The 23,054-nt window shown below is 69.8% G+C and carries 21 protein-coding genes and 3 tRNA genes; 11 read left to right on the top strand and 13 right to left on the bottom strand.

The window, feature by feature from the left end:
• Positions 1 to 13 precede the first annotated feature (13 nt).
• Both ACFW3L_RS00620 and ACFW3L_RS00615 read right to left on the bottom strand, forming a co-directional pair.
• Positions 14 to 826: an SAM-dependent methyltransferase gene (locus tag ACFW3L_RS00620; protein WP_378734772.1), complete on the bottom strand. Its 813-nt coding sequence runs from the start codon at positions 824 to 826 to the stop codon at positions 14 to 16.
• A 52-nt stretch (positions 827 to 878) separates the two neighbouring features.
• Positions 879 to 1,352, bottom strand: a complete 474-nt coding sequence (locus ACFW3L_RS00615; protein ID WP_378734770.1) for an SgcJ/EcaC family oxidoreductase — start codon at positions 1,350 to 1,352, stop codon at positions 879 to 881.
• A 291-nt stretch (positions 1,353 to 1,643) separates the two neighbouring features.
• Here ACFW3L_RS00615 and ACFW3L_RS00610 point away from each other — a divergent pair, with 291 nt between their 5' ends.
• The 5 genes from ACFW3L_RS00610 to ACFW3L_RS00590 all read left to right on the top strand — a co-directional run bounded on the left by ACFW3L_RS00610 (position 1,644) and on the right by ACFW3L_RS00590 (position 7,026).
• Positions 1,644 to 2,987 carry an NAD(P)/FAD-dependent oxidoreductase gene (locus ACFW3L_RS00610; RefSeq protein ID WP_378734767.1) on the top strand — a complete coding sequence of 448 codons (1,344 nt, stop codon included), beginning with the start codon at positions 1,644 to 1,646 and terminating at the stop codon, positions 2,985 to 2,987.
• Between the two features lie 73 nt (positions 2,988 to 3,060).
• Positions 3,061 to 4,965: an FG-GAP repeat domain-containing protein gene (locus ACFW3L_RS00605; RefSeq protein WP_378734765.1), complete on the top strand. Its 1,905-nt coding sequence runs from the start codon at positions 3,061 to 3,063 to the stop codon at positions 4,963 to 4,965.
• Entirely contained in the window at positions 4,962 to 5,948 is a 987-nt protein-coding gene (locus ACFW3L_RS00600) for an enediyne biosynthesis protein UnbU (RefSeq protein WP_378734763.1), read from the top strand. The genes ACFW3L_RS00605 and ACFW3L_RS00600 overlap by 4 nt, the downstream gene beginning before the upstream one ends.
• Positions 5,945 to 6,592, top strand: coding sequence for a hypothetical protein (locus ACFW3L_RS00595; protein ID WP_378734761.1), 648 nt, complete (start codon positions 5,945 to 5,947; stop codon positions 6,590 to 6,592). The genes ACFW3L_RS00600 and ACFW3L_RS00595 overlap by 4 nt, the downstream gene beginning before the upstream one ends.
• Positions 6,589 to 7,026, top strand: a complete 438-nt coding sequence (locus tag ACFW3L_RS00590) for a hypothetical protein (RefSeq protein WP_378734759.1) — start codon at positions 6,589 to 6,591, stop codon at positions 7,024 to 7,026. The genes ACFW3L_RS00595 and ACFW3L_RS00590 overlap by 4 nt, the downstream gene beginning before the upstream one ends.
• Positions 7,027 to 7,140: 114 nt before the next feature.
• Here the strand turns inward: ACFW3L_RS00590 and ACFW3L_RS00585 are convergent, their stop codons facing one another.
• A complete protein-coding gene (locus ACFW3L_RS00585; protein WP_378734757.1) occupies positions 7,141 to 7,659 on the bottom strand; it encodes a MarR family winged helix-turn-helix transcriptional regulator in 519 nt (172 codons plus the stop codon).
• Positions 7,660 to 7,860: 201 nt separating this feature from the next.
• Between ACFW3L_RS00585 and ACFW3L_RS00580 the strand changes: the two genes are divergently transcribed.
• The gene (locus ACFW3L_RS00580; RefSeq protein WP_378734755.1) at positions 7,861 to 9,696 is read left to right on the top strand and encodes a flavin-containing monooxygenase; all 1,836 of its coding nucleotides are present in this window, start codon (positions 7,861 to 7,863) and stop codon (positions 9,694 to 9,696) included.
• Positions 9,697 to 9,785: 89 nt separating this feature from the next.
• Positions 9,786 to 10,757, top strand: coding sequence for an SMP-30/gluconolactonase/LRE family protein (locus ACFW3L_RS00575; RefSeq protein ID WP_378735355.1), 972 nt, complete (start codon positions 9,786 to 9,788; stop codon positions 10,755 to 10,757).
• Between the two features lie 144 nt (positions 10,758 to 10,901).
• Here ACFW3L_RS00575 and ACFW3L_RS00570 read toward each other — a convergent pair whose 3' ends face one another.
• The gene (locus tag ACFW3L_RS00570; protein ID WP_378734752.1) at positions 10,902 to 11,507 is read right to left on the bottom strand and encodes a TetR/AcrR family transcriptional regulator; all 606 of its coding nucleotides are present in this window, start codon (positions 11,505 to 11,507) and stop codon (positions 10,902 to 10,904) included.
• Positions 11,508 to 11,721: 214 nt separating this feature from the next.
• Here ACFW3L_RS00570 and ACFW3L_RS00565 point away from each other — a divergent pair, with 214 nt between their 5' ends.
• The gene (locus tag ACFW3L_RS00565; RefSeq protein WP_378734750.1) at positions 11,722 to 12,738 is read left to right on the top strand and encodes an SDR family NAD(P)-dependent oxidoreductase; all 1,017 of its coding nucleotides are present in this window, start codon (positions 11,722 to 11,724) and stop codon (positions 12,736 to 12,738) included.
• Between the two features lie 73 nt (positions 12,739 to 12,811).
• Here ACFW3L_RS00565 and ACFW3L_RS00560 read toward each other — a convergent pair whose 3' ends face one another.
• Positions 12,812 to 13,672 carry a MurR/RpiR family transcriptional regulator gene (locus ACFW3L_RS00560; RefSeq protein ID WP_378734748.1) on the bottom strand — a complete coding sequence of 287 codons (861 nt, stop codon included), beginning with the start codon at positions 13,670 to 13,672 and terminating at the stop codon, positions 12,812 to 12,814.
• A gap of 395 nt (positions 13,673 to 14,067) precedes the next feature.
• Between ACFW3L_RS00560 and ACFW3L_RS00555 the strand changes: the two genes are divergently transcribed.
• Both ACFW3L_RS00555 and ACFW3L_RS00550 read left to right on the top strand, forming a co-directional pair.
• Positions 14,068 to 15,207 (top strand): NAD(P)/FAD-dependent oxidoreductase, encoded by a 1,140-nt coding sequence (locus tag ACFW3L_RS00555; protein WP_378734746.1) that lies wholly within the window; start codon positions 14,068 to 14,070, stop codon positions 15,205 to 15,207.
• Between the two features lie 11 nt (positions 15,208 to 15,218).
• A complete protein-coding gene (locus tag ACFW3L_RS00550) occupies positions 15,219 to 16,586 on the top strand; it encodes a sodium/glutamate symporter (protein ID WP_378734744.1) in 1,368 nt (455 codons plus the stop codon).
• Here ACFW3L_RS00550 and ACFW3L_RS00545 read toward each other — a convergent pair.
• From ACFW3L_RS00545 to ACFW3L_RS00510, 8 genes are all read right to left on the bottom strand, one after another.
• On the bottom strand, positions 16,519 to 18,138 hold the full coding sequence (locus ACFW3L_RS00545) for a BCCT family transporter (RefSeq protein WP_378734742.1): 1,620 nt from the start codon (positions 18,136 to 18,138) through the stop codon (positions 16,519 to 16,521). The two genes, ACFW3L_RS00550 and ACFW3L_RS00545, sit on opposite strands and share 68 nt — an antisense overlap.
• A gap of 239 nt (positions 18,139 to 18,377) precedes the next feature.
• Entirely contained in the window at positions 18,378 to 19,286 is a 909-nt protein-coding gene (locus tag ACFW3L_RS00540) for a CPBP family intramembrane glutamic endopeptidase (RefSeq protein ID WP_378735352.1), read from the bottom strand.
• Between the two features lie 47 nt (positions 19,287 to 19,333).
• On the bottom strand, positions 19,334 to 19,897 hold the full coding sequence (locus tag ACFW3L_RS00535; protein WP_378735350.1) for a DUF3887 domain-containing protein: 564 nt from the start codon (positions 19,895 to 19,897) through the stop codon (positions 19,334 to 19,336).
• Between the two features lie 263 nt (positions 19,898 to 20,160).
• The gene (locus ACFW3L_RS00530) at positions 20,161 to 20,334 is read right to left on the bottom strand and encodes a hypothetical protein (protein WP_378734740.1); all 174 of its coding nucleotides are present in this window, start codon (positions 20,332 to 20,334) and stop codon (positions 20,161 to 20,163) included.
• Between the two features lie 87 nt (positions 20,335 to 20,421).
• Positions 20,422 to 20,835: a hypothetical protein gene (locus ACFW3L_RS00525; protein WP_378734738.1), complete on the bottom strand. Its 414-nt coding sequence runs from the start codon at positions 20,833 to 20,835 to the stop codon at positions 20,422 to 20,424.
• A 473-nt stretch (positions 20,836 to 21,308) separates the two neighbouring features.
• A tRNA-Val gene (locus tag ACFW3L_RS00520) sits at positions 21,309 to 21,382 on the bottom strand.
• 13 nt (positions 21,383 to 21,395) lie between these two features.
• Positions 21,396 to 21,466 (bottom strand) — tRNA-Cys (locus ACFW3L_RS00515).
• Positions 21,467 to 21,506: 40 nt separating this feature from the next.
• A tRNA-Gly gene (locus tag ACFW3L_RS00510) sits at positions 21,507 to 21,579 on the bottom strand.
• Between the two features lie 202 nt (positions 21,580 to 21,781).
• Here ACFW3L_RS00510 and ACFW3L_RS00505 point away from each other — a divergent pair.
• Positions 21,782 to 22,975 carry a molybdopterin molybdotransferase MoeA gene (locus tag ACFW3L_RS00505; protein WP_378734736.1) on the top strand — a complete coding sequence of 398 codons (1,194 nt, stop codon included), beginning with the start codon at positions 21,782 to 21,784 and terminating at the stop codon, positions 22,973 to 22,975.
• The last annotated feature ends 79 nt before the right edge of the window (positions 22,976 to 23,054 follow it).

The following is a 23,054-nucleotide window of genomic DNA, read 5'->3' as shown; positions in this document are numbered from 1 at the left end:
CGTCGAAGGGGTGTCAGGAGACGCGGCCTACGGCGCTCAGGAAGCGCCGGGTGGACTCGCCCGTCCCGGAGTCCGGGCGCCAGAGTCCCGGGGCCACCAGCCCCGGGCTCAGCAGCTCGAACCCGTCGAACAGGGAGCCGATCTCCTCCGGAGTCCGGTAGATCATCGGTGCCGGGGAATTGCGGTAGGTCTCCGTCATCAGGCGTTGCTCCTGTTCGGGGGACTCACCGGTGGACAGGTGGGACAGCGCCACGAACGAACCCGGGGCGAGCCGGGACCGGAAGCGGTCGATGAGGCCGTGCGGGTCCTCCTCGGGCCTGATGAAGTGGAAAACCGCGATGAACAGCAGTCCGACGGGCTGGGACAGGTCGATCAGCTCCCGTGTCACCGGGCTGTCCAAGATCGAGTCCGGGTCCCGCAGGTCCGCGGTGAGGATCCGGGCTCTGCCCTCCGAACCCGCCAACAACCGTTCGCCGTGGGAGGCCACGATCGGGTCGTTGTCCACGTAGAGGACACGGGCCTCCGGATCGATTCCGTGGGCCGCCTGGTGGGTGTTGTCGACGCTGGGCAGGCCCGCCCCGACGTCGATGAACTGGCGGATGCCGTGCTCGGCGGCAAGGTGGCGGACGACACGGCCCAGGAAGTTGCGGTTCTCCCACACCACCGAGCGGGTCAGGGTCGACCCCAGCCTCTCGATCACCTGGTCGGCGGCGGCCCTGTCGACGGGGAAGTTGTCGGTCCCGTGGAGGAAGTAGTCGTACATACGGGCCGGGGACGGCCGTTCGGGGGAGAACACACTGTCCTCCGTCGGGCTGTTCGTCGTCATCGTGCCTGCCTTTCCCTTCGACTGGAATGGTCGGTGGAGGTTCCGGTGGCCCTCACCGAATCGGGCTGCTCTGGTGGGACATCAGGCGCCAGCGCCCCGACCGGCGGACGATCACCCACACGGCGCGGATCTCCCGTTCGCGGGCCACGACCTCCTCGCCGTCGCGGACGATGCCCCCCTGGGTCACCACCAGGGCCGTGTCGGGGCCGAGGAAGCGCATCGCGAGTGGCCATCCGGCCACGTGGGCGCCGCGCAGAGGTCCGGCGAAGCCGTCCGCCATGAAGGCGTGAATCTCCTCGCGGTCCCTCAGTTCCTCGTCCTGGATGAGCAGGCTGCCGTCCGGGGTGAAGACGGAGGCGAAGAACTCGGCGTCGTTCGCCAGCCACGCGCCCTGGATCAACTGCGGAACGGTCAGCACTTCCCGCTCCTCGTCACTCGGGAAGTCGCGGAAGTACTTCGGATCCTCCCTGACGCCAGCCTCCGCCAGAATCCGCGCGGAGACGGCCTCATCGTTCTCAGATGGCACCCGGTGCCGAATCGTCGTTTCTCGGGGCATGGTCGTATTCCTCCTGAACCTGAGCGGCAACCGATTTGTGGGTGCGAGCTCATCGTCACGTTCCACCGGTATCGGATACGTCTTCTCGATTGCCCGACCGGTTAATTCCCGCGTGCATCGGTGACCGCAATTTCGGAGATGCGGAAGCGAAGGACCGGGTGCGAGATTCGGTTGAGGAGAGAAGCGGAGAATCCTTTTTCGCCAGAGGCACTTCCTGAGGGGACGAACACGATGCACGGACCAAGGAAGGGGACCGCGGTGGTGCTCGGCGCGAGTATCGCCGGGCTCTTCTCCGCCCATGTTCTCGCCCGCTCCCACTCACGGGTCGTTCTGGTGGACCGGGACGAGGTGGTGGGAGCGAAGCGGCCCCGGCGCGGGGTCCCCCAGGGACACCACGTGCACGGTCTGCTCGCGAGCGGTCAACTCATGGCGGAGGACCTGGTCCCCGGACTGACCCAGCAGATGCTCGACGCGGGAGTACCCATGGGCGACCTGGGAGGACAGCTGCGCTGGTCCTTCAACGGGCGGCGCCTGGCGTCCACCCGGACCGGTCTGGTGGTCGTCGGCGGGGACCGCGCGGTCCTCGAGGGCCACGTGCGCTCGCGGGTGGAGCACCTGCCCAACACCGAGTTCCGCCAGGCCACCGACATCGTGGCCCTGGTCCACGACGAGGCGCACGGCAGAGTCACCGGGGTCCGCGTCCAACCGCGAGGAGGTGGCTCCGAGGAGGTACTCTCCGCCGACCTCGTCGTCGACGCCACGGGCAGGGGCTCGCGAACCCCCGTCTGGCTGGAGTCGATGGGTTACGGGCGGGTCTCGTCGGACAGCGTCAAGATCGGACTGACCTACACCACCCGCCGTTTCCGACTGCGAAACGACGCTTTCGGCAACGACGTGTCCGTCAATCCCGTCGCCACGCCGCGTCACCCCCGGGGAGCCTTCCTGACCACCCTCGGTGGAGACCGGTGCGGCGTGTCCCTGACGGGCGTGCTCGGCGAGACCCCGCCCTCGGACCTGGCGGGCTTCCTGGAGTACACCCGTTCCCTGCCCGTGCCCGACGTGTACGAGGCGCTCCGGGACGCCGAGCCCCTGGGTGACGCAATCTCCTTCCGCTTCCCGGCCAGTGTGCGAAGGAGGTACGAACGACTACGCCGTCTGCCCACCGGGCTGGCGGTGGTGGGCGACGCGCTGTGTACCTTCAACCCCGTCTACGGCCAGGGCATGACCATGGCTGCGCTCCAGGCGCGGGTCCTCAGGGACCAGATCGGTGACGGGACCGAGTTCTCGCCCCGTTCCTACTTCAGGGCCGCCTCTCGGGCCCTGGAACCGGCCTGGTCGATCGCGGTCGGCGGAGACCTGGCCTTCCCCGAGGTCCAGGGCCGACGGACACCCCTGATCCGGTTCGTCAACGCCTACCTGGACCGCCTACGCCACGCGGCACACGACGATCCGAGGCTGGCCGAGGCCTTTCTCAGGGTGATCGGCCTGGTCGACGCACCCGAGCGGCTTCTCGCCCCCGGCGTCGCCCTGCGCGTCCTGCGGAGCACCTACGGAGGTTCCGGGGAACGTGCCGGGGCCCGGACGGGTGTCTCCAGGGCTGGATGAACCACGGGGGAGCGGACACCACCACTCCCCGCGACCGACGTCACCCCAATCACTCCACTCCACTGGGAGAAGCATGCGCTCCATGTATCGCATCGCGACAGTGGCACTGGCCCTCGCACTGATGGGTGCGGTCGGTGTCATGACCATCCGACCCTCACTGGGCGAGTCCGACCAGTCCGATCGCGCGGCCCCGTTCGCCTTCGAGACGCTCGCCCTCAACTCCGAACCACCGGACGCCCGGTTCGAGCGGGACGTGGCACCCGACCTCGAACACTTCAAGGGGTGGATCTCCGCGGTGGGTGCGGGCGCCACCCTGCTGGACCTCCGTGGCCTCGGCAAGTCCGGGGACGTCTGCCTGGTCGACCCCCGGGACGACAGCGTCACCCTGCGCAACGCGCCCGGGAGCGGCGAGGACGACTACCCGGTCGTCGAACTCCTGCCGGAGGGCCTGCCCTACGACGACACCATGGCCCCCATGGGCTGTGTCCCCGCTGACCTGGACGAGGACGGAGACCTCGACGTCATCGTCTACTACTGGGGCCGCTCCCCGGTCCTGTTCATGAACACGGCCGGTCCGGAGGCCGTCCCCTCGGCGGAGAACTTCACCGCGCACGAGCTGGTGGAACCGATGCAGGTCTGGAACACGACCTCGCTCAACGTCGCGGACGTGGACGGCTCCGGCAGCCTCGACATCCTGGTCGGCAACTACTTCCCCGACGGCGCGCGCGTGCTGGACCCCGACGCGGACGACGAGACGCGCATGGAGATGCAGCAGAGCATGGGCCTGGCCACCAACGGTGGTCGCAACCGGTTGCTGCTCACCGAACCCACCGGAGAGGCGGACGCGCCGCCCTCGATCTCCGACGCGAGCACCGCGATCCCGGAGCAGGCGACGACCGCCTGGACCCTGGCGATCGGCTTCCAGGACCTCACCGGGAACGGCGTCCCCGACGTCTACCTGGGCAACGACTTCGGCAACGACAGCCTTCTCGTCAACCACTCGACCCCCGGTGACGTGCGGCTGGAACTGCTCAAGGGCGACCGGGACATGACCACGCCCAAGTCGCAGGTCATGGGGAACGGGTCGTTCAAGGGCATGGGCGTGGCCTTCACCTACGAGGACGACGCCGAACTGCCGATGATCGTGGTCAGCAACATCACCAGCCCCTACGCGCTGCACGAGAGCAACTTCGCGTTCGTTCCCGACGGTGACGGGGCGGACCTCCTCGACGGCAGCGTCCCCTACAGCGAGAGCAGCGAACAACTGGGGCTGGCCCGCAGCGGCTGGTCGTGGGACGTCAAGGCGGGTGACTTCGACAACGACGGCACCGACGAGCTCTTCCAGGCCACCGGCTTCCTCAAGGGGGAGACCAAGCGCTGGCCGGAGCTCCAGGAGATCGCCATGGGCAACGACCAGCTGCTCAAGCACCCCGCCTTCTGGCCCAACTTCGCCGAGGGCGACGACATCTCCGGGTACGAGACCAACCCGTTCTGGGTCCGCGGCGACGACGGCACCTACGCGGACCTCGCCGAGGCCGTGGGGATCTCCGAGTACGACGTCACGCGGGCCTTCGCCTTCGGTGACGTGAACGGCGACGGCCTGCTGGACGTGGTGGTCGCCAACCAGTGGGAGGACTCACGGTTGCTGTTGAACCAGGCCCCCGACGCCTCCCCCGGCGTGGTGCTGCGGCTCGTGCGTCCTGGGGCGGGTGGCGACGACGCCCTCACCCCGGCGTTGGGCGCCTCCGTGAGCGTGCGGGCGGACGGCCACCCCGCTCAGACCCGGGAGCTCCACCCCGCCAACGGGCACGTGGGGGTCTCCGACTCCATCGTCCACCTGGCCGCGCCCTCGGGGGACCTGCCGGTCACCGTCTCCTGGCGGGACGGCGGGGGCGACACGCACAGCACCGAACTGACAGTGGAACCGGGGACCCACACGGTCCTTCTCGACGACGACGGAACGGCGGAGATCCGATGACGGTCACCAGATCCGACGGCGACGCGGCCACCGAGCCCGCGGCGGCCTCCCAGGGGACCGCCACGGACGAGGGCCCCCGGAACGCGGCTCCCCCCGGTGTGGACCGGCGGCTGAAGGCCCTGCGGATGTTCGCCACCTCCATCACCGTGTTCACCGTGGTGGGACACATCTTCCTCGGCTTCGAGCAGTCCCCCGTCACACCCATCGTGGCGGTCCTGTTCGGATACGCGCTCGACATGGTCCTGGAGACCATGGACGCCCGGGCCGAGGGGCGGGAGCCCGGTTACGCGGGCGGTCTCGGGAGGATGGTCGACTACCTGCTGCCCACCCACATCGCGGGTCTGGCCTGCGCGATGCTCCTGTGGGGCAACACCTCGCTCTGGCCGTACCTGTTCGCGGTCGCCGTCGCGGTGAGCAGCAAGTACCTGTTCCGGCTCCGGGTCGCGGGCCGCAAGCGGCACTTCCTGAACCCCTCCAACTTCGGGATCGCGGTGACGCTGATCATCTTCCCGTGGGTGGGGATCGCGCCGCCGTACCACTTCACCAACAACACCTACGGCACCGTGGACTGGCTGATCCCGCTGGGGATCCTCATGGCCGGCACCATGCTCAACGTCAACCTGACCAAACGGTGGCCCCTGATCCTCGCTTGGGTGGGCGGGTTCGCCCTCCAGGCGGTACTGCGCTGGCTCGTCCTCGACCACATGCTCCTGGCCGCGCTGATGCCGATGACCGGCGTCGCCTTCATCCTGTTCACCAACTACATGATCACGGACCCGGGAACCACGCCCTCGAAGCCGCGCAACCAGATGGTGTTCGGGTTCACCACGGCGATGGTCTACGGCCTCCTCGTCAGCTTCAACATCGTGTTCGGTCTCTTCTTCGCACTGGTCATCACCTGCGTGCTCCGTGGTCTCGTCCTGGTCGGCTCCCCACTCCTGACCGCGAGACGGACGGAACCCCACCCCAGGGAGTCCACATGAACGACCACCCGCCCACGACCACTCCCACGACCTCTGATCCCGCCGAGCAGCCCCCGACCGCACCGGCCCCCGCGCGGCGCTCCGTGCTGGCCGACCGGTACCACCGGAGCATGGACGTGCTGAACGTCGACCGGCACCGGTTGTGCCTCCAGCTGTACCTGGTCATCGTCATCGCCCACTGGGCCGAGCACATCGTCCAGGCCGTCCAGATCTACGTGTTCGACTGGCCGATCGAGGAGGCCCGGGGCGTCCTGGGCATCCCCTTCCCCTGGCTGGTCACCTCCGAGTGGATGCACTACGGATACGCGCTGATCATGCTCATCGGGCTCCTGCTCCTGCTGCCCGGATTCACCGGCAGGTCGAGGACCTGGTGGACGATCTCGCTCCTCATCCAGGTCTGGCACCACTTCGAGCACCTGATCCTGCTCGTCCAGGCCACCAACGGAGTCAACCTCGGCGGGGGCGACGCTCCCAGCAGCCTCATCCAGTTGCTGATCCCGAGGGTGGAGCTGCACCTGTTCTACAACACGATCGTGTTCGTCCCGATGGTCGTGGCGATGTACCTGCACGCACGGCCGAACGCGGTCGAGCGGGAGACGACGCAGTGCGCGTGCGCCGGTGAGCCGTCCAGGTCGGACCGGTGATCGCGGGGCGGCGCCGGATCTCGGCGTTCGACGTGGTCCTGCTGTTGGTCGCCGCCCTGATCGTCTACATGGGGGCCTCCAACGTCGATCGCAGCCTGCGCGCCGCCCGGGCGGACGGGGCCCCCGGCACCTTCAGTGCCACCAGGCTGGACTGCGTCCAGCATCCGGGGCACGAGTCCTGCAACTGTTTCGGAACCTACGCGCCCGATTCGGGTGACCCGGTCCGTTCCGACGTCTACCTCTACGGAGGGAACCGGGAGACCTGTCAGGTGGGCGGGGAGACCGCGGCCGTGGACGTGGGCTCCGCCACCCGGGTGTACGGGCCGGACGGGTCGAACGAGTGGATCATGACCGCTGGTCTGATCCTGTTCGGTCTGGGGCTCGGCGGCTGGAGCCTCCGGTCGTGGTGGGTCCGCCCGAGACCGGTGGACTGAGGCCGAACCCGTGAAGGAGGGGGCGGGCTCCCATGAGGACCCGCTCCCTCCGCCGTGCGTTCGCTCAGCAGGGGCGCGGTCCCATGGCCCCGTGGCGGACACCGGGGCCGGGGGTCAGGGGGTGGTGTCGACTCCGTCGGCCGGTTCCTCCGAGGAGCGGCCGGACCTCCCGACGAGCTCGGCGTAGCGGTCGCTCACCGCGCGTATCCCCTGCTCGAGGGCGTGGAGGTCCTCGATGCTCAGCCCCAGGAGCACGCTGTCGTGGAACTCCGGACGTTCCATCACCAGGCGGCGGGCGAGCGCGGAGCCGTCGGCGGTGGCGTGGACGCGGCGGACGCGGTGGTCGTCCGGGTCCTCGGAACGTGTGGCCATGCCCTGGGACACGAGCCGGTCGACCAGGCCCGACATGGTGGCCATCGACACGCCGAAGGACTCGGCCAGGCCCCGTCCGGTCGCCCCCTCGCGTGTGGTGACCAGGACCATCAGGACCTTGAGCTGCTGGATCGTCAGATCCATGGCGAGCAGGTGCTGGACCTGCGCGGGAAGCGAGGCCCGCTCCATGTCGGCGGTCAGGGTCCTGATCTCGCGCACGACGCGTGTGCGTTCTCCCTGCTCCGTGGCGTCTGGTCCCATGCGAACAGGATAGCTCCGCCCGTCGGGCACGTGGTTGACGCAAATACTTAGCCTGATGCTAACCTTTTTCCCCGGAGGTGCGCCGCCTCCCGTGGACCCGCGTGCCTGTCCGGCGCGGGTCACGTCCCCCGTTCCGGTCGCCCCCGCCGGTTCGGCGCCCGCGCCCCCGCGAACCACACCGGCGAGAAGTTGGGAAGCCCCATGGGCACAGCACCAGACACGCGCACGGCGATCGAGGCCGACGAGGCGGAACTCGACATCCAGGGTCTGCGGGCTCGCTACGCGAGGGAACGGGAACGCCGGGTCCGGCCCGACGGCGCGTCCCAGTACCGATCCGCCTCGGGCGCCTTCGGCTACTACGCGAAGGACCCCTACACGCCCCGCACGGAGCGCGAACCGCTCACCGACACCGTGGAGGTGCTGGTGGTCGGCGGCGGTTTCGGCGGCCTCGTGACCGGGGCGCGGCTGCGTCAGGCCGGGGTCGAGTCGATCAGGATGATGGACGAGGCCGGTGACTTCGGCGGCACCTGGTACTGGAACCGCTATCCGGGCATCCACTGCGACATCGAGTCCTACTCCTACATGCCCCTGCTGGAGGAGGTCGGCCACGTGCCCCGGTGGCGCTACGCCCCGGGGGAGGAGATCCGTCAGCACGCCGTCGCCGTGGCCGAGACCTTCGACCTCTACCGCGACGCCGTGTTCCAGACCAGGGCCACCGCCCTCACGTGGGAAGAGCGGACCGACGAGTGGGTGGTCGAGACGGACCGGGGCGACCGGATCCGCGCCCGGTTCGTCATCACCTCCTCCGGGACCCTCACCCAGCCCAAGCTCCCCGGCATCCCCGGGATCGAGACCTTCCGCGGGCACACCTTCCACACCAGCCGCTGGGACTACGAGTACACCGGCGGCGACCAGAACGGCGGCCTCACCGGCCTCTCCGACAAGCGCGTGGCGGTCGTCGGCACCGGGGCCACCGGTGTGCAGGTGATCCCGCACCTGGGCCGCGACGCGGAGCACCTCTACGTGTTCCAGCGGACGCCCTCCTCGGTGGACGTCCGCGACAACCGTCCCACCGACCCCGCGTGGGCCGCCTCCCTGAAGCCGGGCTGGCAGCGGGAGCGCATGGAGAACTTCCTCGCCCTCGTCTCCGGTGAGCCGGTGGACACGGACCTGACCCGGGACGGCTGGACCTCGACGGCGCGCCTGCAACGGAAGCTGACCACCGGCGCGCTCGACACCAGCGTGCCCCCGGAGGAGCGCGAACGGATCGAGGAGCTGGCGGACGCCCAGAAGATGAACCAGATCCGGGCGCGCGTGGACCAGGTCGTGGATGACCCCGAGACGGCGGAGCTGCTCAAACCCTGGTACCGCTACATGTGCAAGCGGCCCTGCTTCAGCGACCACTACCTCCAGACCTTCAACCGGTCCGACGTCACGCTCGTCGACACCGCCGACCAAGGCGGGATCACCCGCATGACCGAGGACGCGATCGTCGTGGGCGACGTCGAGTACCCGGTGGACTGCGTCGTCTTCGCGACCGGCTTCGACGTCGGCGTCTCCGGAGTGGTGTCGGGGACCCTCCCGGTCCGGGGCCGTGGCGGGCGCACGCTGCTCGAGTCCTGGAGCCGGGGCCCGAGGACCCTGCACGGCTTCTACAGCGACGGCTTCCCCAACCTCCTCCACCTGGGGCCCCTCCAGAACGCCACGTCGGTGAACTTCGCGCATGTCCTGCTGGAACAGGCCGGACACATCGCCTCGGTCATCGCGGAGGGGCTCAGGACCGGCGCCCGCGTGGTCGAGCCGCGCCCGGACGCGGTGGACGACTGGGCGCGTGTCATCCGCGAGAACGCCCTCGACACCGTCGACTTCCAACGCGAGTGCACCCCCGGCTACTACAACCGTGAGGGCGCCGGCGACGCCGGCGGACAGTCCTACGGCCCCGGACCGGTGGCCTTCCACCGGCTGCTCCAGGATTGGCGGCGGGACCGGGTGCACGAGGTCCTGGTCCACGACCGCGAGGACGGGGGATCACGGTGAACCCGCCCTCCGCCACGGAACCCACGACCGGGACGGAACACGGGGAATCGCACCGGCGCGGGACCCCGTCCGCCACCGCCACCGGGCTCCTGACCGCCCTCCTCCTGGTCGCCGCGACCACGGCCTGCGGTCGGGTGGCGGCTCCCGAGGGGGAGCTGACCGCCTCCCTGCTGGTCCAGGTGACCTCGGTCCACGAGGAGACCGGGATGACCCTGTTGGAGGGGCCCACCTTCGCCCCGGACGGCGGACTCCTCGTCGTCGACGTCACCGCTCCGGCCGGGGAACCCAAGGTGCTGAGGGTGGACACCGAGTCGCGGGAGGTGACGCCCGTCCTCACCAACGAGACCAGCGTGTACACCTCCGCGCAGTTCAGTCCGCACGACGAGCGCCTGTACCTGACCGATCTCGTCGGCGGGAGGATCGACAGCGTCACGCCGGAGGGCGGGGACCCGGTCACGTTCTTCTCGGGCGAGGTCGACGGGACGCCGATGCTCCCCGACGACCTCGCGTTCGACGAGGACGGGCACCTGTTCGTCAGCGACACCACGGGGCACGCGGACCCCGTCTGGGATCCCCAGGGCAGGGTCGTGCGGATCGACCGGGACACGGCCGAGGCCACGGTCCTGGCCGACGAGCTCCCGGCCCCGAACGGCATCTCCTTCAACGAGGACTTCACCGGCCTGTGGGTCAGCCAGTACGCCGCGAACCGTGTGGACTTCCTCGCGCTCAACGGGGACCGGACCGGGGTGGAGACGGCGCACACGGGCCTCCACTTCGACGGCGGCACGAGCCGGGTCGACTCCAACGCCGTCGACGCGGAGGGCAACGTCTACCAGGGTGTCCACGGGCAGCCGAGCATCCACGTCCACGGCTCCACGGGCGAGCACCTGGCGACAGTGAGCGTTCCCGCCGAGGACGCCGAGGGACTGGACACCGCCACCAACCTGGCCATCGCCCCGGGAACGACGGACGGTTACATGACCGTCAGCGGGAGGGACGGCGGCTTCGTCTACACCTTCGAGGCGCTGGGGGAGGGGATCCGCCAGTCCAACGGGGGATGACCGCGTTCACCGGTGCTCGTGCCCGTTCTGCTGGTGTCTCCGCTGTACCCGCGCCACGCCTGGCTGAGGGGCGGCCGTCGGATCCCATGAGCAGGATCGAGTGGGCATGCGGCCCAGCGCTCTCCCCTGGAGCGCTGGGCCTGGTCATGACTGCCCCTCGTCACCCACCGGAATGCCGGAACGTAGTTGGGTGATGCTCTCGGTGACGATGTCCGCGAGACTGCTCGACTCGTCACCGAGGGCCCACACCTCGATGGAGGTGCGCACGGCCAGACCCGCCGCTTCGGCCAGCAGCCGGGAGGGCAGATCGTCGTCGCCGGTGCGCTCGTGGATCGCCTCGGCGAGGAGTCTCTTGACGCGTTCGATCGCGGTCAGGTGCTGGGCGAGGATGGTCGGGTTCTCCTTGGTGGCCCGCAGCAGAACGACGACGTCGGCGTGCCTGCCGAACATGGCGGACATCTCCACGGGGAGCACGTGGGTCAGGCTGTCCCACACCGGTTCGTCGACCGGGCGGGCACGCAACCCCTCGGCCAGGGACTCCATCCGCGGGATCACCACCTCGATGATCGCCTCCTCGCGGCAGGAGAAGTAGTTGCGAAAGGTGTTGCCGGAGACGCCGACGCGTGCGGCGACGCTTTCGGGTGTCACGGCCGCCAGGCCCTCCGTCGCCAGCAACTCCCATGCGGCGCGGGCGAGTGCCGCGCGCGTCCGCCGCTTCTTCGACTCTCGAAGGCCCGGTCGTGGCGTCATGATCCCCTCTCCGATTAATGTTGTGAGATTTACAAATATTCATAAGCTGCAAGAAAGATGCCGCAGAGGCCGGTAAGCAGCCTCGCCCGGACACTGCTCAGCCTCGCACCGGTCAGGGACGCGTTCCTCCCACCGGGCCTTGGCGGGCCACTCCACACGGCGCGGCACGACAGACCGGACCCGACCGCTCCGGGGTTCGATGAGGGAGAAGAACATGAGCAACCACCGAACACCGCTCACCGCTGACAGCACGATCGGTGCATGGCTGGACCGACCCGAAGGCAGAGCGGTCCTGTCCGGGCTCCTCACCGAGTTCGGGGTCGGTGAGGAGTCCTTCGCGCCCATCCGGAACCTTCCGCTCCAGCACCTCGTCGACCTCAGCCAGGGAGCCCTGGGACAGGACGTGATCGACGGCCTCGTTCGGCGGGTCAACGACGGGGCCATCCCGGAGAGGACCGCGTCGTCGCGCTGGCGTGAGCGCGTCGTGCCCGGACGGTTCGTCGACCGCACCGTCATCGTCACCGGTGCCGGATCGGGTATCGGCCGCGCGACCGCGTCACGCGTAGCCCGCGAGGGCGGACGTGTCATCGCCGTGGACATCTCCGCCGCAGGGTTGGAGAGTCTGACCGAAGAGCTGGCCGGCAGCGACATCGTCCCGGTCGGCGCCGACCTCACCGTGGCGCGCGACATCGACCGCATCCTGGATCAGGCCGGGCCGCGTATCGACGGGCTGGCCAACGTCGCGGGCATCGGTGACGACTTCTCCCCGATCCACGAGGTCTCCGACCAGACCTGGGAGCGGGTCTTCGCCGTCAACGTCGGCGGACTGTTCCGGCTCACCAGGGCCGTGGTCCCGGCGATGCTGGAGGCAGGTCGAGGCTCGATCGTCAACGTGGCCTCGGAGGCTGCGCTCAAGGGCTCCACCTCCGGGGTCGCCTACACCGCCTCCAAACACGCCGTCGTGGGGATCACCCGCAGCTCGGCGTTCATGTACGGACCCCACGGCATCCGCGTCAACGCCGTGGCGCCCGGCGGAGTCGCCACCGGCATGGCCGGTCCAGCGGGTGCCTCGGAGTTCGGGCAGGGGAGACTCGGTGACTTCATGGCCCTCATCCCGCCGATCGCCCTGCCCGCGCAGCTCGCGGCGTCGATCTCGTTCCTGCTCAGCGACGACGGCGTCAACGTCAACGGGGCCGTGTTGCCCTCCGACGGCGGCTGGTCCGTGCAGTAGCCCGGAGGAAGGGGAGCCGTGGCGTATCCCGTCCCGCCGGTCCGACGGGGATGACCGCGTTCACCGGACTCCCTCACGTGGTCCGGGCCGGGGAGAGCGCGTCGCGCAGTCGCTGCAACCCGTCCCGGGCCCGGATGGCCGTGGCCGGGTGGCGCCGGGCGATCTCCGAGACGAGGGAGTCCGACAGCGCGCAGGCGGCGGTGATCTCCGACGCCGGGGATCCCGCCGTGCTCGGGAGGGGCAGGTACAACACCTCGGGGGAGCGCGGCGACGGGGGCGCCTGGGAGACGAGCACGACCCGCGCGACCCGGGGCGCGGCCTCCGCGATCAGGTTGTCGATGTCGTTGAACAGGACCCGGGGCGCGACGACGATCACCGCGTCCTCACTCTCCAGGGAGTGGACCTCGTCCGCGAGCGTGTGGCCGCTGCCGGACGCGGCGCGGGACCTCAGGCCGATCCTCCGGAGGCCGAGACTGAGGTACTCGGCGACGTGGGATCCGGTGCCCAGCCCGTAGACGACGGTCCGCCGCGACGATTCGACGAGGCCGACCGTCTCCTCGAACTCCGCCTTCGGGAACGACTCGCTGAACTCCAGCAGGACCTGTGCGGAGGCGGCCAGGACGGCGCGGGCGGTGCCGTGGGAGGAGACCTCCTCGCCGTGCCCCTCCAGGGACTTCAGCCGGTCCCGGGTCGTGGCCCCCAGACTCCGGCCCGCCCCCACCTGGCTCGCACACGCCTGCTTGAACTCCTTGACCCCCGAGAAGCCCAGCTTGTGTGCCGTCCGCGTCACCGTCGCCTCACTCGTTCCCGCCATGTCCGCGATCGCGACGGCGGTGCTCGTCGCGAAGCGGAGCGGGTCCTGTTCGGCCAGGGCGACCACGTTGCGTTCGCTGCGGGTCAGATCGTTCCGGCCCTGGGTGGCGCGGTCTTCCATGGGGGCCACTTCGTCCTCTCGCTCTCGCTGTTCGACGCGGTTCCGAACCGGGTGTTCGTGGCGTGTCCGGTTCGGCGCGGCGCACGGGAAGGCCAGCCAACCACGTCGCCCGTCGATCCTCGCCGCCGCACGGGTCCGTGCTGAGCCTCGGAACGACGCACGCTTCGGGATCACGCCCGGCACGCAGAGCACGGGCACCCCCGTGACCGGGGCTCCGCGGCGCACTGGGCTCACTGCTGTTCCCACCGGCCCTCCCAGCGCGGGCGACGGCTTGGTCTGGTTCGCCCGTTCCCGCGCACCCTCCAGTGAAAGTTTTCCAACATATTGACGACATGTGTAGGTTCTCCTACGGTGGCCCGCATCACATCGTGTGAACAGCGACGAAGGGCGGGCACATGATCGCGGAGTACGTCATCGTCGGAGGCGGCGCCTACGGCTGTGCCGTGGCCTACCACCTCGCCTCCCAGGGGCGTTCGGTAGTGGTCCTGGAAGCGGCCGGGGTCGGCGGCGGCGCGTCCGGCGGCCCCGGCAAGCGTGGGGTGCGCGGCAACCGACGCGACCTCAGGGAGTTGCCGCTCCTACGCGAGGCACACCGGCTCTGGCCCCGACTGGCCGACGAACTCGGCGCCGAGACCGGCTACGTCCGGAGCGGCTCGGTCTCCCTCATCGAGGAGGAGGTGGTGGGCGGCAGGGGCGGAGTCGTCGCCGCCGAGGCCCACGCGCACACGCAGACGCGGTTCGGGATTCCCACCGAGGTCTGGGACGGTGCCAGGGTGCGGGAGGTGATCCCCGGACTCTCCGGGAACGTGCGCGCGGCACTCCACGTGCCCGGGGACGGGGTCGCCGCCCAGTACCGGACCACCCTCGCCTACGCCGACGCCGCCAGGAGGTCGGGTGCCGTCATCCACGAGGGCGCGAAGGTGGTCGAGTTGCGGTCCCGACAGGCGGGTCGGCACGCCCGCGTGGTCACGGAGGACGGCAGGGCCGTCGAGGCCGAGCGGGCCGTCCTCCTGGCCGCGAACTCCTCGGTCCCGGGACTGGTCCGGGAGAACTTCGGCCACGTCGTCCCCGCGTGGACCGTCTACCCGCAGGTCGTCCTCCTACGGCCCGAACACGCCGTGACCCTGCCCCTCCTGGTGGGCCACGACAGCCGACTCATCTCCGTCAAGTCCCTGGACGGCGGCCTGATCCAGCTCAGCGGCGGCTGGAGGGGGCGGTTCGACCCCGACACCGGCAGGGGCGAGCCGGTGGAGGCGAACGTGCGGGGGAACATCGCCCAGCTGGAGGCCCTGCTCCCCGCCGCAGGTGAACTGACGCGGGTCTCCGTGCACGTGGCCAGTCCCGAGACCGCGACGGTCGACCAGATCCCCTTCGTCGACGCGGTTCCGGGCGCCGAGGGCTTCTACCTGGCCACGGGGTGGACGGGGCACGGCTGGGCCCTGCTCCCCGCCGCCTCCCGGGACATCGCGCACCTCCTCCTCCACGGGACGGCCCCCTCGACCCTGGCCCCCTTCTCCCTCAGCCGCATCCCCTAAGGACCGTTCCCATGCCGGAGCTCATCGAGTTCGACTCCAACGCGCTCAACTCACTCCTCCTCTCGGGCGCCAGCCTGGGGGTCTTCCTCCTCCTCGGCCTGCTCGTCAGGGCGCTCGTCCCCCTGACCCGGAGGCTGTTCCTCCCCGCGGCCCTGATCGGGGGCTTCCTCGGTCTCGTCTGCGGACAGTACGTCCTGGACATCGTCCCGGCCGGAATGTCGGCGACGTGGTCGTCCCTGGCCGGGGTGCTCATCGCGGTCGTGTTCGCCCCGATGCTCCTGGGGCAGAGGCTCCCGCCGTTCAGGGAGGCGGCCAGGGAGGCGGGCGCGCAGATCTGGATGTCGTACTTCAGCACCTTCGTCCAGGTCGCCGTTCCCGCGCTCCTGGTCTTCGCGGTCCTGGGGCCGCTGTTCGGGACCGATCCGCTCTTCTCGACCATCTTCGAGGCGTCCTGGTCAGGCGGGCACGGGACCGCCGCGGGGATGGACGAGACGTGGACCGCCCTGGGCTGGCCCGACGGCACCCCGCTCGCACTCTTCGCCGCCACGGTCGGGCTGGTGTACGGCGTCGTCATGGGCACCGTTCTCCTCAACATCGCCGCCAAGCGCGGCCACCTCTCCCACGAGGCGACCGCGCGACAGGTCGAGCAGGCCGACATCCTGGAGGAGGCCGACCAGAACCAGGCGACGACCGGGAGACTCCACGCCTCGGCCCTGAGCAACCTCGCCTTCCACGGTTCTCTCATCGCCCTGGCGATCCTGATCGGCTCCCTGTTCAAGCACGTCATCGACCAGGTCGTCTCCGGGGTGCCGCTCTTCCCCCTGGCGATGATCGGCGGCCTCCTCGTCCAACTGGCCATCAGCCGGACCCGCTTCCGGGTGCTCGTCGACAAACCGACGCTCAACGCCATCGCGGGGGTCGCACTGGACTTCCTGGTCGTCGCGGCCATCGCGTCCCTGGCCGTTCCGATCATGCTGGCGAACTGGATCCCGTTGACCATCGTCATGCTCGCGATGGCGGGGGTGAGCGTCCTCATCTACTTCCACGTGGGACCCAGGATCTTCCGCGAGGACTGGGCGGAGAACTCCATCGCCCAGTTCGGGGCCCAGACGGGTGTCGTCGCGATCGGCCTGATGCTGCTCAGAGCGGCGGATCCGCAGATGAGGTCCAACGCCTACCGGGCCTTCGCGCTGCGCTCCCCCTTCGTCAGCCCCTTCATCGGCGGAGGGCTGATCACGGCCTCCTTCCCGCTCATCGCCGTGCGGTACGGGAACCTCTGGCTCGGCGTGGGCTGTCTGGTGCTGTGTGCGGTCATGCTGGCGGTCGCCCGACCGTTGGGGCTGTGGAACGCACTTCCACGAGCTCGCCAGGGGGTCTGAGGTCCTTCTGTCGGACACCGTCCTGGTGGTCGTGCTCGCGGAGCCAGCGCACGAGGGACACGGCCACCAGGCTCAGGACGATGATGAGCGGGAACGCCGTCACGACCGACAGGGTCTGCAACGCGTCGGTGCCCCCGGCGGACATCACCGAGACCGACACGGCCGCGAGGACGAGGGCCCAGAGCACGCGGTTGAACCGTGAGGGCTCCACTTCGTTGGGAAGGTCACGGGAGGTCGCCGACCCCATGATGTAGGAGGCGGAGTCCAGCGTCGTGGCCAGGAAGATCAGCAACAGCACCAGGAACAGCGGGGTGATGATCCAGCTGAGCGGGAAGGCCTCCAGCGTGGCGAAGATGGCCTGGACCGCGCCCTCGGACTCCAGGGTGTCCACGATCGGCGCCTGCCCCCGCAGGTCGAAGGCCATGCTGGAGTTGCCGAGCAGCGCGAACGACAGCCAGCAGCCCAGGCTGCCGAAGCCGCACATGCCGATGATGATCTGCCGGACAGTGCGGCCCTTGGAGATCTTCGCGCAGAACATGCCCACGAACGGTCCGTAGGAGATCCACCAGCCCCAGTAGAAGACGGTCCAGACCTCCTGGAAACCGGACCCGCCGACGGGATCGGTGTAGGTGCTCATCCGGACGATGTTCTGGGCGAGCAGCCCGACGCTGTTGGTGAAGGTGTCGATCACGAAGACCGTCGGTCCGACCGCCAGGACCAGGAGTCCCAGAGCGGCGGCCAGGTAGAGGTTGAGGTTGGCGAGGCGCTTCAGGCCTCGGTGCAGGCCCAGCGCGACACTGCCCGCGAACAGAAGGGTCCACAGGCCGATGACGACGGTGTTGAGGGCGGCGCCCGGCTCGACACCGAACATGCGGGACGCGCCCTCCGCGATGGTGGGCACGGCCAGGGCGAGGGAGGTCCCCGCGGCCCCGATCATCCCGAGGATGAAGAGGACGTCGATGACGCGCCCGGGCCAGCGGTCGACGCGGTCGCCGAGCACGCCTCGGCAGGCCTCGCTGAGGCGGAGACGGCGGATCCGGCGCACGTGGTAGGCGTAGGCGAGGGCGAGGGTCGGGACGCAGAAGACCGCCCAGGCCGTGGGACCCCAGTGGAAGAGGGGGTAGGTGGCCGACCACTCGGCCGCCTCGGTTCCGCGCGGTTCGAGTTGGAACGGGGGAGCGGAGTGGTAGTGGGCCCACTCGATGATGCCCCAGTACATGAGGCCGCCGCCGATCGCGGCGGTGAAGATCATCGCGAGCCAGGTGGGGGTGGAGAACTCGGGGCGGTCGTCGGGGCCGCCCATCCTGATGCGGCCGTAACGGCTGAAGACGAGCCAGACGAGCAGGACCGCGAGCCCGGCGACGAACCACATGTACACCCAGCCCAGGTCGGACTGGAGCCAGGAGAGGACGTCGCCGAGCAGGCGTTCGCCGGTCGTCGGCGCGATCACGAACGGCGCGCTGAAGCCGACGACCATGATCAGCGCGGGCCAGAAGACGGTGTTGTCGATGTTCCAGCGGATGACTCGGGTCACCTCCGGGTTCGAGGGCACGGGCCATCCAGTTACTACTGTGTTGCGCTTGACTAATCAACCAGTCGGAATCGCATCTGGGGCCTCCGAGCGGGCCCTCATGGGCTTCGGGGTGCATGAGAACCCTTATGCCCAGGCGCTTCTCGCTATCAGAGAAGCTCGGTCCGATGCCTACGTAACGAAGTGACAACCTCACGCCGTTGCGAAAATCGCCACTCCGGGTGCACACTGGTGGAGTTCGTCCCGGAGGGTCCCGGTCGTCACGCCGGACGGGAGGGGTGCTTCGCGGAGGAGAACTGTCCCGTGGCGACGAGGACCACCACGAGCACGAGCGGGACGATCCACCCGCTCCAGCCCAGGATCGTCGCCTGCGTGGTGTCGACGTGCTCGCCCGCCGTCGTGAAGAGGAGGAAGGTCCCACCCGCCCCGTTGAACGCGGCGTGCGCCAGGGCCGCGGGCCACACGGATGCCGACCGGAGTCGCAGCCAGCCGAAGACCGCGCCGACCAGGACGCACATGGTGACCATCGCGGTCAGGCCGAGCCAGCCCGGCGCGTCGGGGTAGTTGTATCCGAGGAGGATGAGCGGGGCGTGCCACAGGCCCCAGATCACGCCCGAGACCAGCAGGGCCGGGAGCGTTCCCAGCGGCATCAGCTTCGGGAGCAGCCACCCTCGCCACCCGAGCTCCTCGCCCAGCGCGGGGATGAGGTTGACGAACGCCGCCAGGGGGAGCACGGCGAGCTGGACGAGGATGAGCGCGCCGAGCGGGATCGGGATCTCGACCCCTCCCGCCTGCTCGTCCAGGACCTGCTGGAATCCGGAGAGGTTCGCGAAGTCCGCCGGGTACACCCCCAGCAGCGCACCGATCGGCAGCGCCACCAGGACCAGCGCGATGGACACGAGGATCCCCAGCACGCCGTAGCCGAGCACCCTCCGGACCGGTCTCAGCGGCCACAGCCCGAGGGTCCAGGCCTTCTGCTCCGGCCGCTCCACGAAGAACACCACGACGAGCGCGGCGATCGCGGGGGTCATCATCGTGGCGGTGGCCACCACGGTGAACCAGGGGCTGGCGAGTCCGTCCCCGAACCAGAGCGGGAGTGCGAGAAGCCAGGCGAGGGCGAACGCGAGAGCGGTGAACACGCCGATGGCGCGCAGGTCCCGGCTGGTCATGCGGGGGCCGCCCCGTCCCGTGGGGGAGGTGCCCGGAGGTCTGACGGTCACGACTTCTGCCCTTCGAGGATGTGCAGCCCGGCGATGGTGCGGTCGTCGCGGAACGAGATCCGCGCCGTGTAGTCGCCCGCCTCGAACGCGAGCGGCGTGTTCGTGATCGTCAGGTCACCGGCGCGGGCGACCTCCGGCTCCCCGCGTCCCTCGAAGGCTCCCGAAAGGCCGACGAGCTGCGCCCACGCGGCCGCGAGCGCGTCCTCCGACAGGCCGTCGCGCATGGTCGGATCCAACCGCTCGGTGACACGTGCCCAGTGTCCCGCGGCGAGGTCCGCGATCACCGAGGCCGCGAGTTCGGCGACGCCGGGGAGTGGCGTGGTGTTCATGGGTTCTCCAGTCCTGGGATCGATCGGTTTGCCGTAGCGCTGGAACGCCGCCTGCCTGCTCACGCCGAGCGCGTCCCCGATGACCTGCCAGGTGGCGCCGTTCTGGCGTGCCTGCTGCACGACGGCACGCACGACGTCGTCGGCCGCCGTCTGCATGCCCACGGCACGCGCGATCGAGTCGGCCCAGTCGTCGTCCTTGGCCAGGACGCGTGAGGCGAGGAAGGCGTCCATGCGTGCCTTCAGGGCCCGCAGCGCATTCGTCAATTGTTCGTGCACATGTAAAGCATAGCTTTACAAACAGGCCGTGCGTCAAGTTCACGAGCGCAACAGGGGCCCGGGCAGGCGTCCTCGGCCACGCCGGACCGGGGATGAGGTGTGTCAACGAGTACCGGTGGTCGAACCGATTGCGTCACTGGCGCGCGGAGTCGCCGCACGCACGGAGGCGTACGCGCGTAGCCCTGACTCCTGGCCGGGACGAACTGTCTACGTCGCGCTCACCGGTGGGGGCGGCTCAGGGGATCGGTCCCACCGGGACGCCGCTGGGGAGCTTGCTGGGTGGCGTACGCGGCGGGAAGGAAGAGCTCGCTCAGCGCCGACCGGCCGCCGGGGACGTGCCCGTGCCAGCCGAGTTCTCGACCTGCGGAGCCCGGGATGACGAACTGCGGCACGATGAAGGGAGGTGGCTGGTGCCGGTCTGGAACCAGCGTCGCAAGACCATCCCCTTCGGGAGAACCGGACCGGCAGTTCTCGCACCGTCAGGCTCCCGGTGTGCCCTCCGGCCACACACAGGGGGAGGACGCGCCGAGGGAGAGGTCTCCCTGAATACTGGCGCGGAGGGACATGAGGAAGCCGTCCTCCTCGTTCTCGACCGCGATCGACAGTTTGTCGGGGCGTTCGTCACGGAGCACGCGATAGCCGTTGGCGGTCCAGTACTGGTACAGCAGTTCGGCGTTCTGTTCGTTCTCCTCCACCGGCAGCCCGTTCAGCCACTGATCCAGACTGACGGTGACACGGCCTCGAGGGCCACCGTCGGTGGGATCGTCGCAGGAAGCGAAGGCGACCGGGCCCAGGGGTTCGAGCTCGACGGTCTCTGGGAGGGCGGCTACCGCGTTGGCGATGTGTTGGTCGACCTTGGCAGCCGCTTCGTCCTCGGTGATCGTTTCTTCCATCCCCGTCCCCTGGTCGGTGTCGGGGTTGCAGGCGGTCATCGTGACGACGGCCAGAGCCAGGCAGGCCGTCTGTTTCCGTAGTTTCGTGTCTCGATAGGTCCTAGCGCTGTCCGGCGATGACTTCGCCCATGTATGCCAAGGAGGAGGTGCCGCGGTCGAAGTATTCCGAGTGCGCGCTTCCGAGGGGCCACGGCCCTCCTTCGCTGCCCTCGTCGGATCCGAACACGGTCGCCCAAGTCTGGGCCCGCGCGTCAAGAGCACGAGAGCAGCGGGCCTGAGCGGGCGGCCTTGGCCACGCCGGGCCGGGGATGAGGTGCGTTCAGGAGAAGGTCACACCGGCGATGGTCCAGCGTGTGCTGGGGGTGACCGATGATCGGCGGACGCGATGTGGGGCGCTCTACCTGCTGGGAGCGGCCACACCACCGTGGGAACGACGAAAGCGGGTTCCCGTGGGAACCCGCTTTCGCGTGATGTGGGCGATACAGGACTCGAACCTGTGACCCCTACCGTGTCGAGGTAGTGCTCTAGCCAACTGAGCTAATCGCCCCAGTGAGACTGGGAGGTGGAGACGGGATTTGAACCCGTGTAGACGGCTTTGCAGGCCGCTGCCTCGCCTCTCGGCCACTCCACCGAGTACACGTGAGGCGATCTCTCGCCCCGCGTCTCCTCCGAGCGGACGACGGGATTCGAACCCGCGACCCTCACCTTGGCAAGGTGATGCTCTACCAGCTGAGCCACGTCCGCGTGCTGCCCGGCTCGGCCCCCGTTTCCGTTGGCCTCGCCTTGCTGCTGGTACAGACTTTACCGGAGATTCGACAGACGGCAAATCAGAGCTCGGCCGGGTCGTGCGGCGCTCCCCTGGGTGGGTGCGCGGGGCGGGTAGCGTCCGCGTCAGGAGTTCCGGGCGGATCCGGGGCACATCGGGCAGCGGAGTGGACGGAGCGGCATGGACATCCCCGTGGCGGACGGCGCGGCGTGTGGAGGGCACGGAGGTGCCGTCCCCTGGGCGAGGGCGCGTGAGCGTGCGCGCGAGCTCGGGGCGCGGTCGGGCACGCCCGCGCGAGACCTCCCTCTGGGCCGGGCCCTGGGCGGTGTGCTCGCTGACGACCTGCGGGCGCTGGTGGGCCTGCCCGCCTTCGACGCGTCGGCGATGGACGGCTTCGCGGTGGCGGGTGAGGGACCGTGGCGCCTGGTGGGCGCGCAGTTGGCCGGCGCTCCCGTGGCGGGGCTCTCCCTGGGGCGGGGCGAGGCGGTGGAGATCGCGACGGGCGCCCGCGCGCCGAAGGGCACCGAGTCGGTCCTGCCCTACGAGCACGCCGAAGTGGAGGACGGCTGGGTGCGCGGGGAGGCTCTCCCCGGACGGCACGTGCGGTGGTCGGGCGAGGAGACGGCGCCGGGGGAGCGGGTGCTGGAAGCGGGCACCGAGGTGACCCCGGCGGTGCTGGGGTTGGCGGCGAGCCTGGGCCACGACGGTCTCGGTGTGCGTCTGCCCACAGTCTCCGTGCTGGTCACCGGGGACGAGCTCGCCACGAACGGCCTGCCGGGGGACGGTGTGGTGCGTGACGCGATCGGCCCCCTGCTGCCCGGGGTCGTCGCCTGGGCCGGGGCCCACCTGGATCGCGTGCGGATGCTGGGGGACGGTTTCGGGGACCTGGGTGAGGCGTTGACCACGGCCGGGACCGACGTGGTGGTGGTCTGCGGTTCCTCCTCGAAGGGACCCGCCGACCACCTGCGCGGGGTGCTCCGGGAACTGGACGCGGAGGTGGTCGTGGACGGGGTGGCCTGCCGCCCCGGGCACCCGCAGCTACTCGCCCACCGGGACGGCACCGTGTTCGTGGGCCTGCCCGGGAACCCGAACGCGGCACTCGTGGCGTCGCTCACCCTGTTGGTCCCGCTGTTGTGCGCGATGTCCGGCCGCCCCGACCCGACGGCTGGTCTGGCGAGGACGACTCTGGGCGCGGACGTGCGGTCCCGACCCGACGACACACGCCTGGTCGCGGTGCGTGTGGGGGAGGGGTACGCGGAGCCGGTGGGTCACGACCGTCCGGGCAGTCTGCGCGGGGCCGCCCTGGCCGACGCCTACGCCGTGGTTCCGCCGGGGTGGGCGGGCGGCGAGGTCGAGCTCCTGCGCCTGCCCTGACCCTCTGGGCCGACCGTGTCCGCGAACCGGGGCACGGGTCGGCCCCCGAGGGACGTCCCTCGGGGGCCGAACTCGTGAC

Source organism: Nocardiopsis sp. NPDC058789 (assembly GCF_042745575.1).
GTDB classification, from domain to species: Bacteria; Actinomycetota; Actinomycetes; order Streptosporangiales; family Streptosporangiaceae; genus Nocardiopsis; species Nocardiopsis eucommiae.
Note: the sequence above shows the minus strand (reverse complement) of the source record. Positions and strands in the feature narration are given on the sequence as shown.

What these genes read in the sequence shown, in the direction of transcription:
- ACFW3L_RS00620 (WP_378734772.1), bottom strand. Translation starts at nt 826, where the DNA reads ATGACGACGAACAGCCCGACGGAGGACAGTGTGTTCTCCCCCGAACGG.
- ACFW3L_RS00605 (WP_378734765.1), top strand. Translation starts at nt 3,061, where the DNA reads ATGCGCTCCATGTATCGCATCGCGACAGTGGCACTGGCCCTCGCACTG.
- ACFW3L_RS00600 (WP_378734763.1), top strand. Translation starts at nt 4,962, where the DNA reads ATGACGGTCACCAGATCCGACGGCGACGCGGCCACCGAGCCCGCGGCG.
- ACFW3L_RS00595 (WP_378734761.1), top strand. Translation starts at nt 5,945, where the DNA reads ATGAACGACCACCCGCCCACGACCACTCCCACGACCTCTGATCCCGCC.
- ACFW3L_RS00585 (WP_378734757.1), bottom strand. Translation starts at nt 7,659, where the DNA reads ATGGGACCAGACGCCACGGAGCAGGGAGAACGCACACGCGTCGTGCGC.
- ACFW3L_RS00580 (WP_378734755.1), top strand. Translation starts at nt 7,861, where the DNA reads ATGGGCACAGCACCAGACACGCGCACGGCGATCGAGGCCGACGAGGCG.
- ACFW3L_RS00570 (WP_378734752.1), bottom strand. Translation starts at nt 11,507, where the DNA reads ATGACGCCACGACCGGGCCTTCGAGAGTCGAAGAAGCGGCGGACGCGC.
- ACFW3L_RS00565 (WP_378734750.1), top strand. Translation starts at nt 11,722, where the DNA reads ATGAGCAACCACCGAACACCGCTCACCGCTGACAGCACGATCGGTGCA.
- ACFW3L_RS00560 (WP_378734748.1), bottom strand. Translation starts at nt 13,672, where the DNA reads ATGGAAGACCGCGCCACCCAGGGCCGGAACGATCTGACCCGCAGCGAA.
- ACFW3L_RS00555 (WP_378734746.1), top strand. Translation starts at nt 14,068, where the DNA reads ATGATCGCGGAGTACGTCATCGTCGGAGGCGGCGCCTACGGCTGTGCC.
- ACFW3L_RS00550 (WP_378734744.1), top strand. Translation starts at nt 15,219, where the DNA reads ATGCCGGAGCTCATCGAGTTCGACTCCAACGCGCTCAACTCACTCCTC.
- ACFW3L_RS00540 (WP_378735352.1), bottom strand. Translation starts at nt 19,286, where the DNA reads ATGACCAGCCGGGACCTGCGCGCCATCGGCGTGTTCACCGCTCTCGCG.
- ACFW3L_RS00535 (WP_378735350.1), bottom strand. Translation starts at nt 19,897, where the DNA reads ATGGACGCCTTCCTCGCCTCACGCGTCCTGGCCAAGGACGACGACTGG.
- ACFW3L_RS00525 (WP_378734738.1), bottom strand. Translation starts at nt 20,835, where the DNA reads ATGGAAGAAACGATCACCGAGGACGAAGCGGCTGCCAAGGTCGACCAA.
- ACFW3L_RS00505 (WP_378734736.1), top strand. Translation starts at nt 21,782, where the DNA reads ATGGACATCCCCGTGGCGGACGGCGCGGCGTGTGGAGGGCACGGAGGT.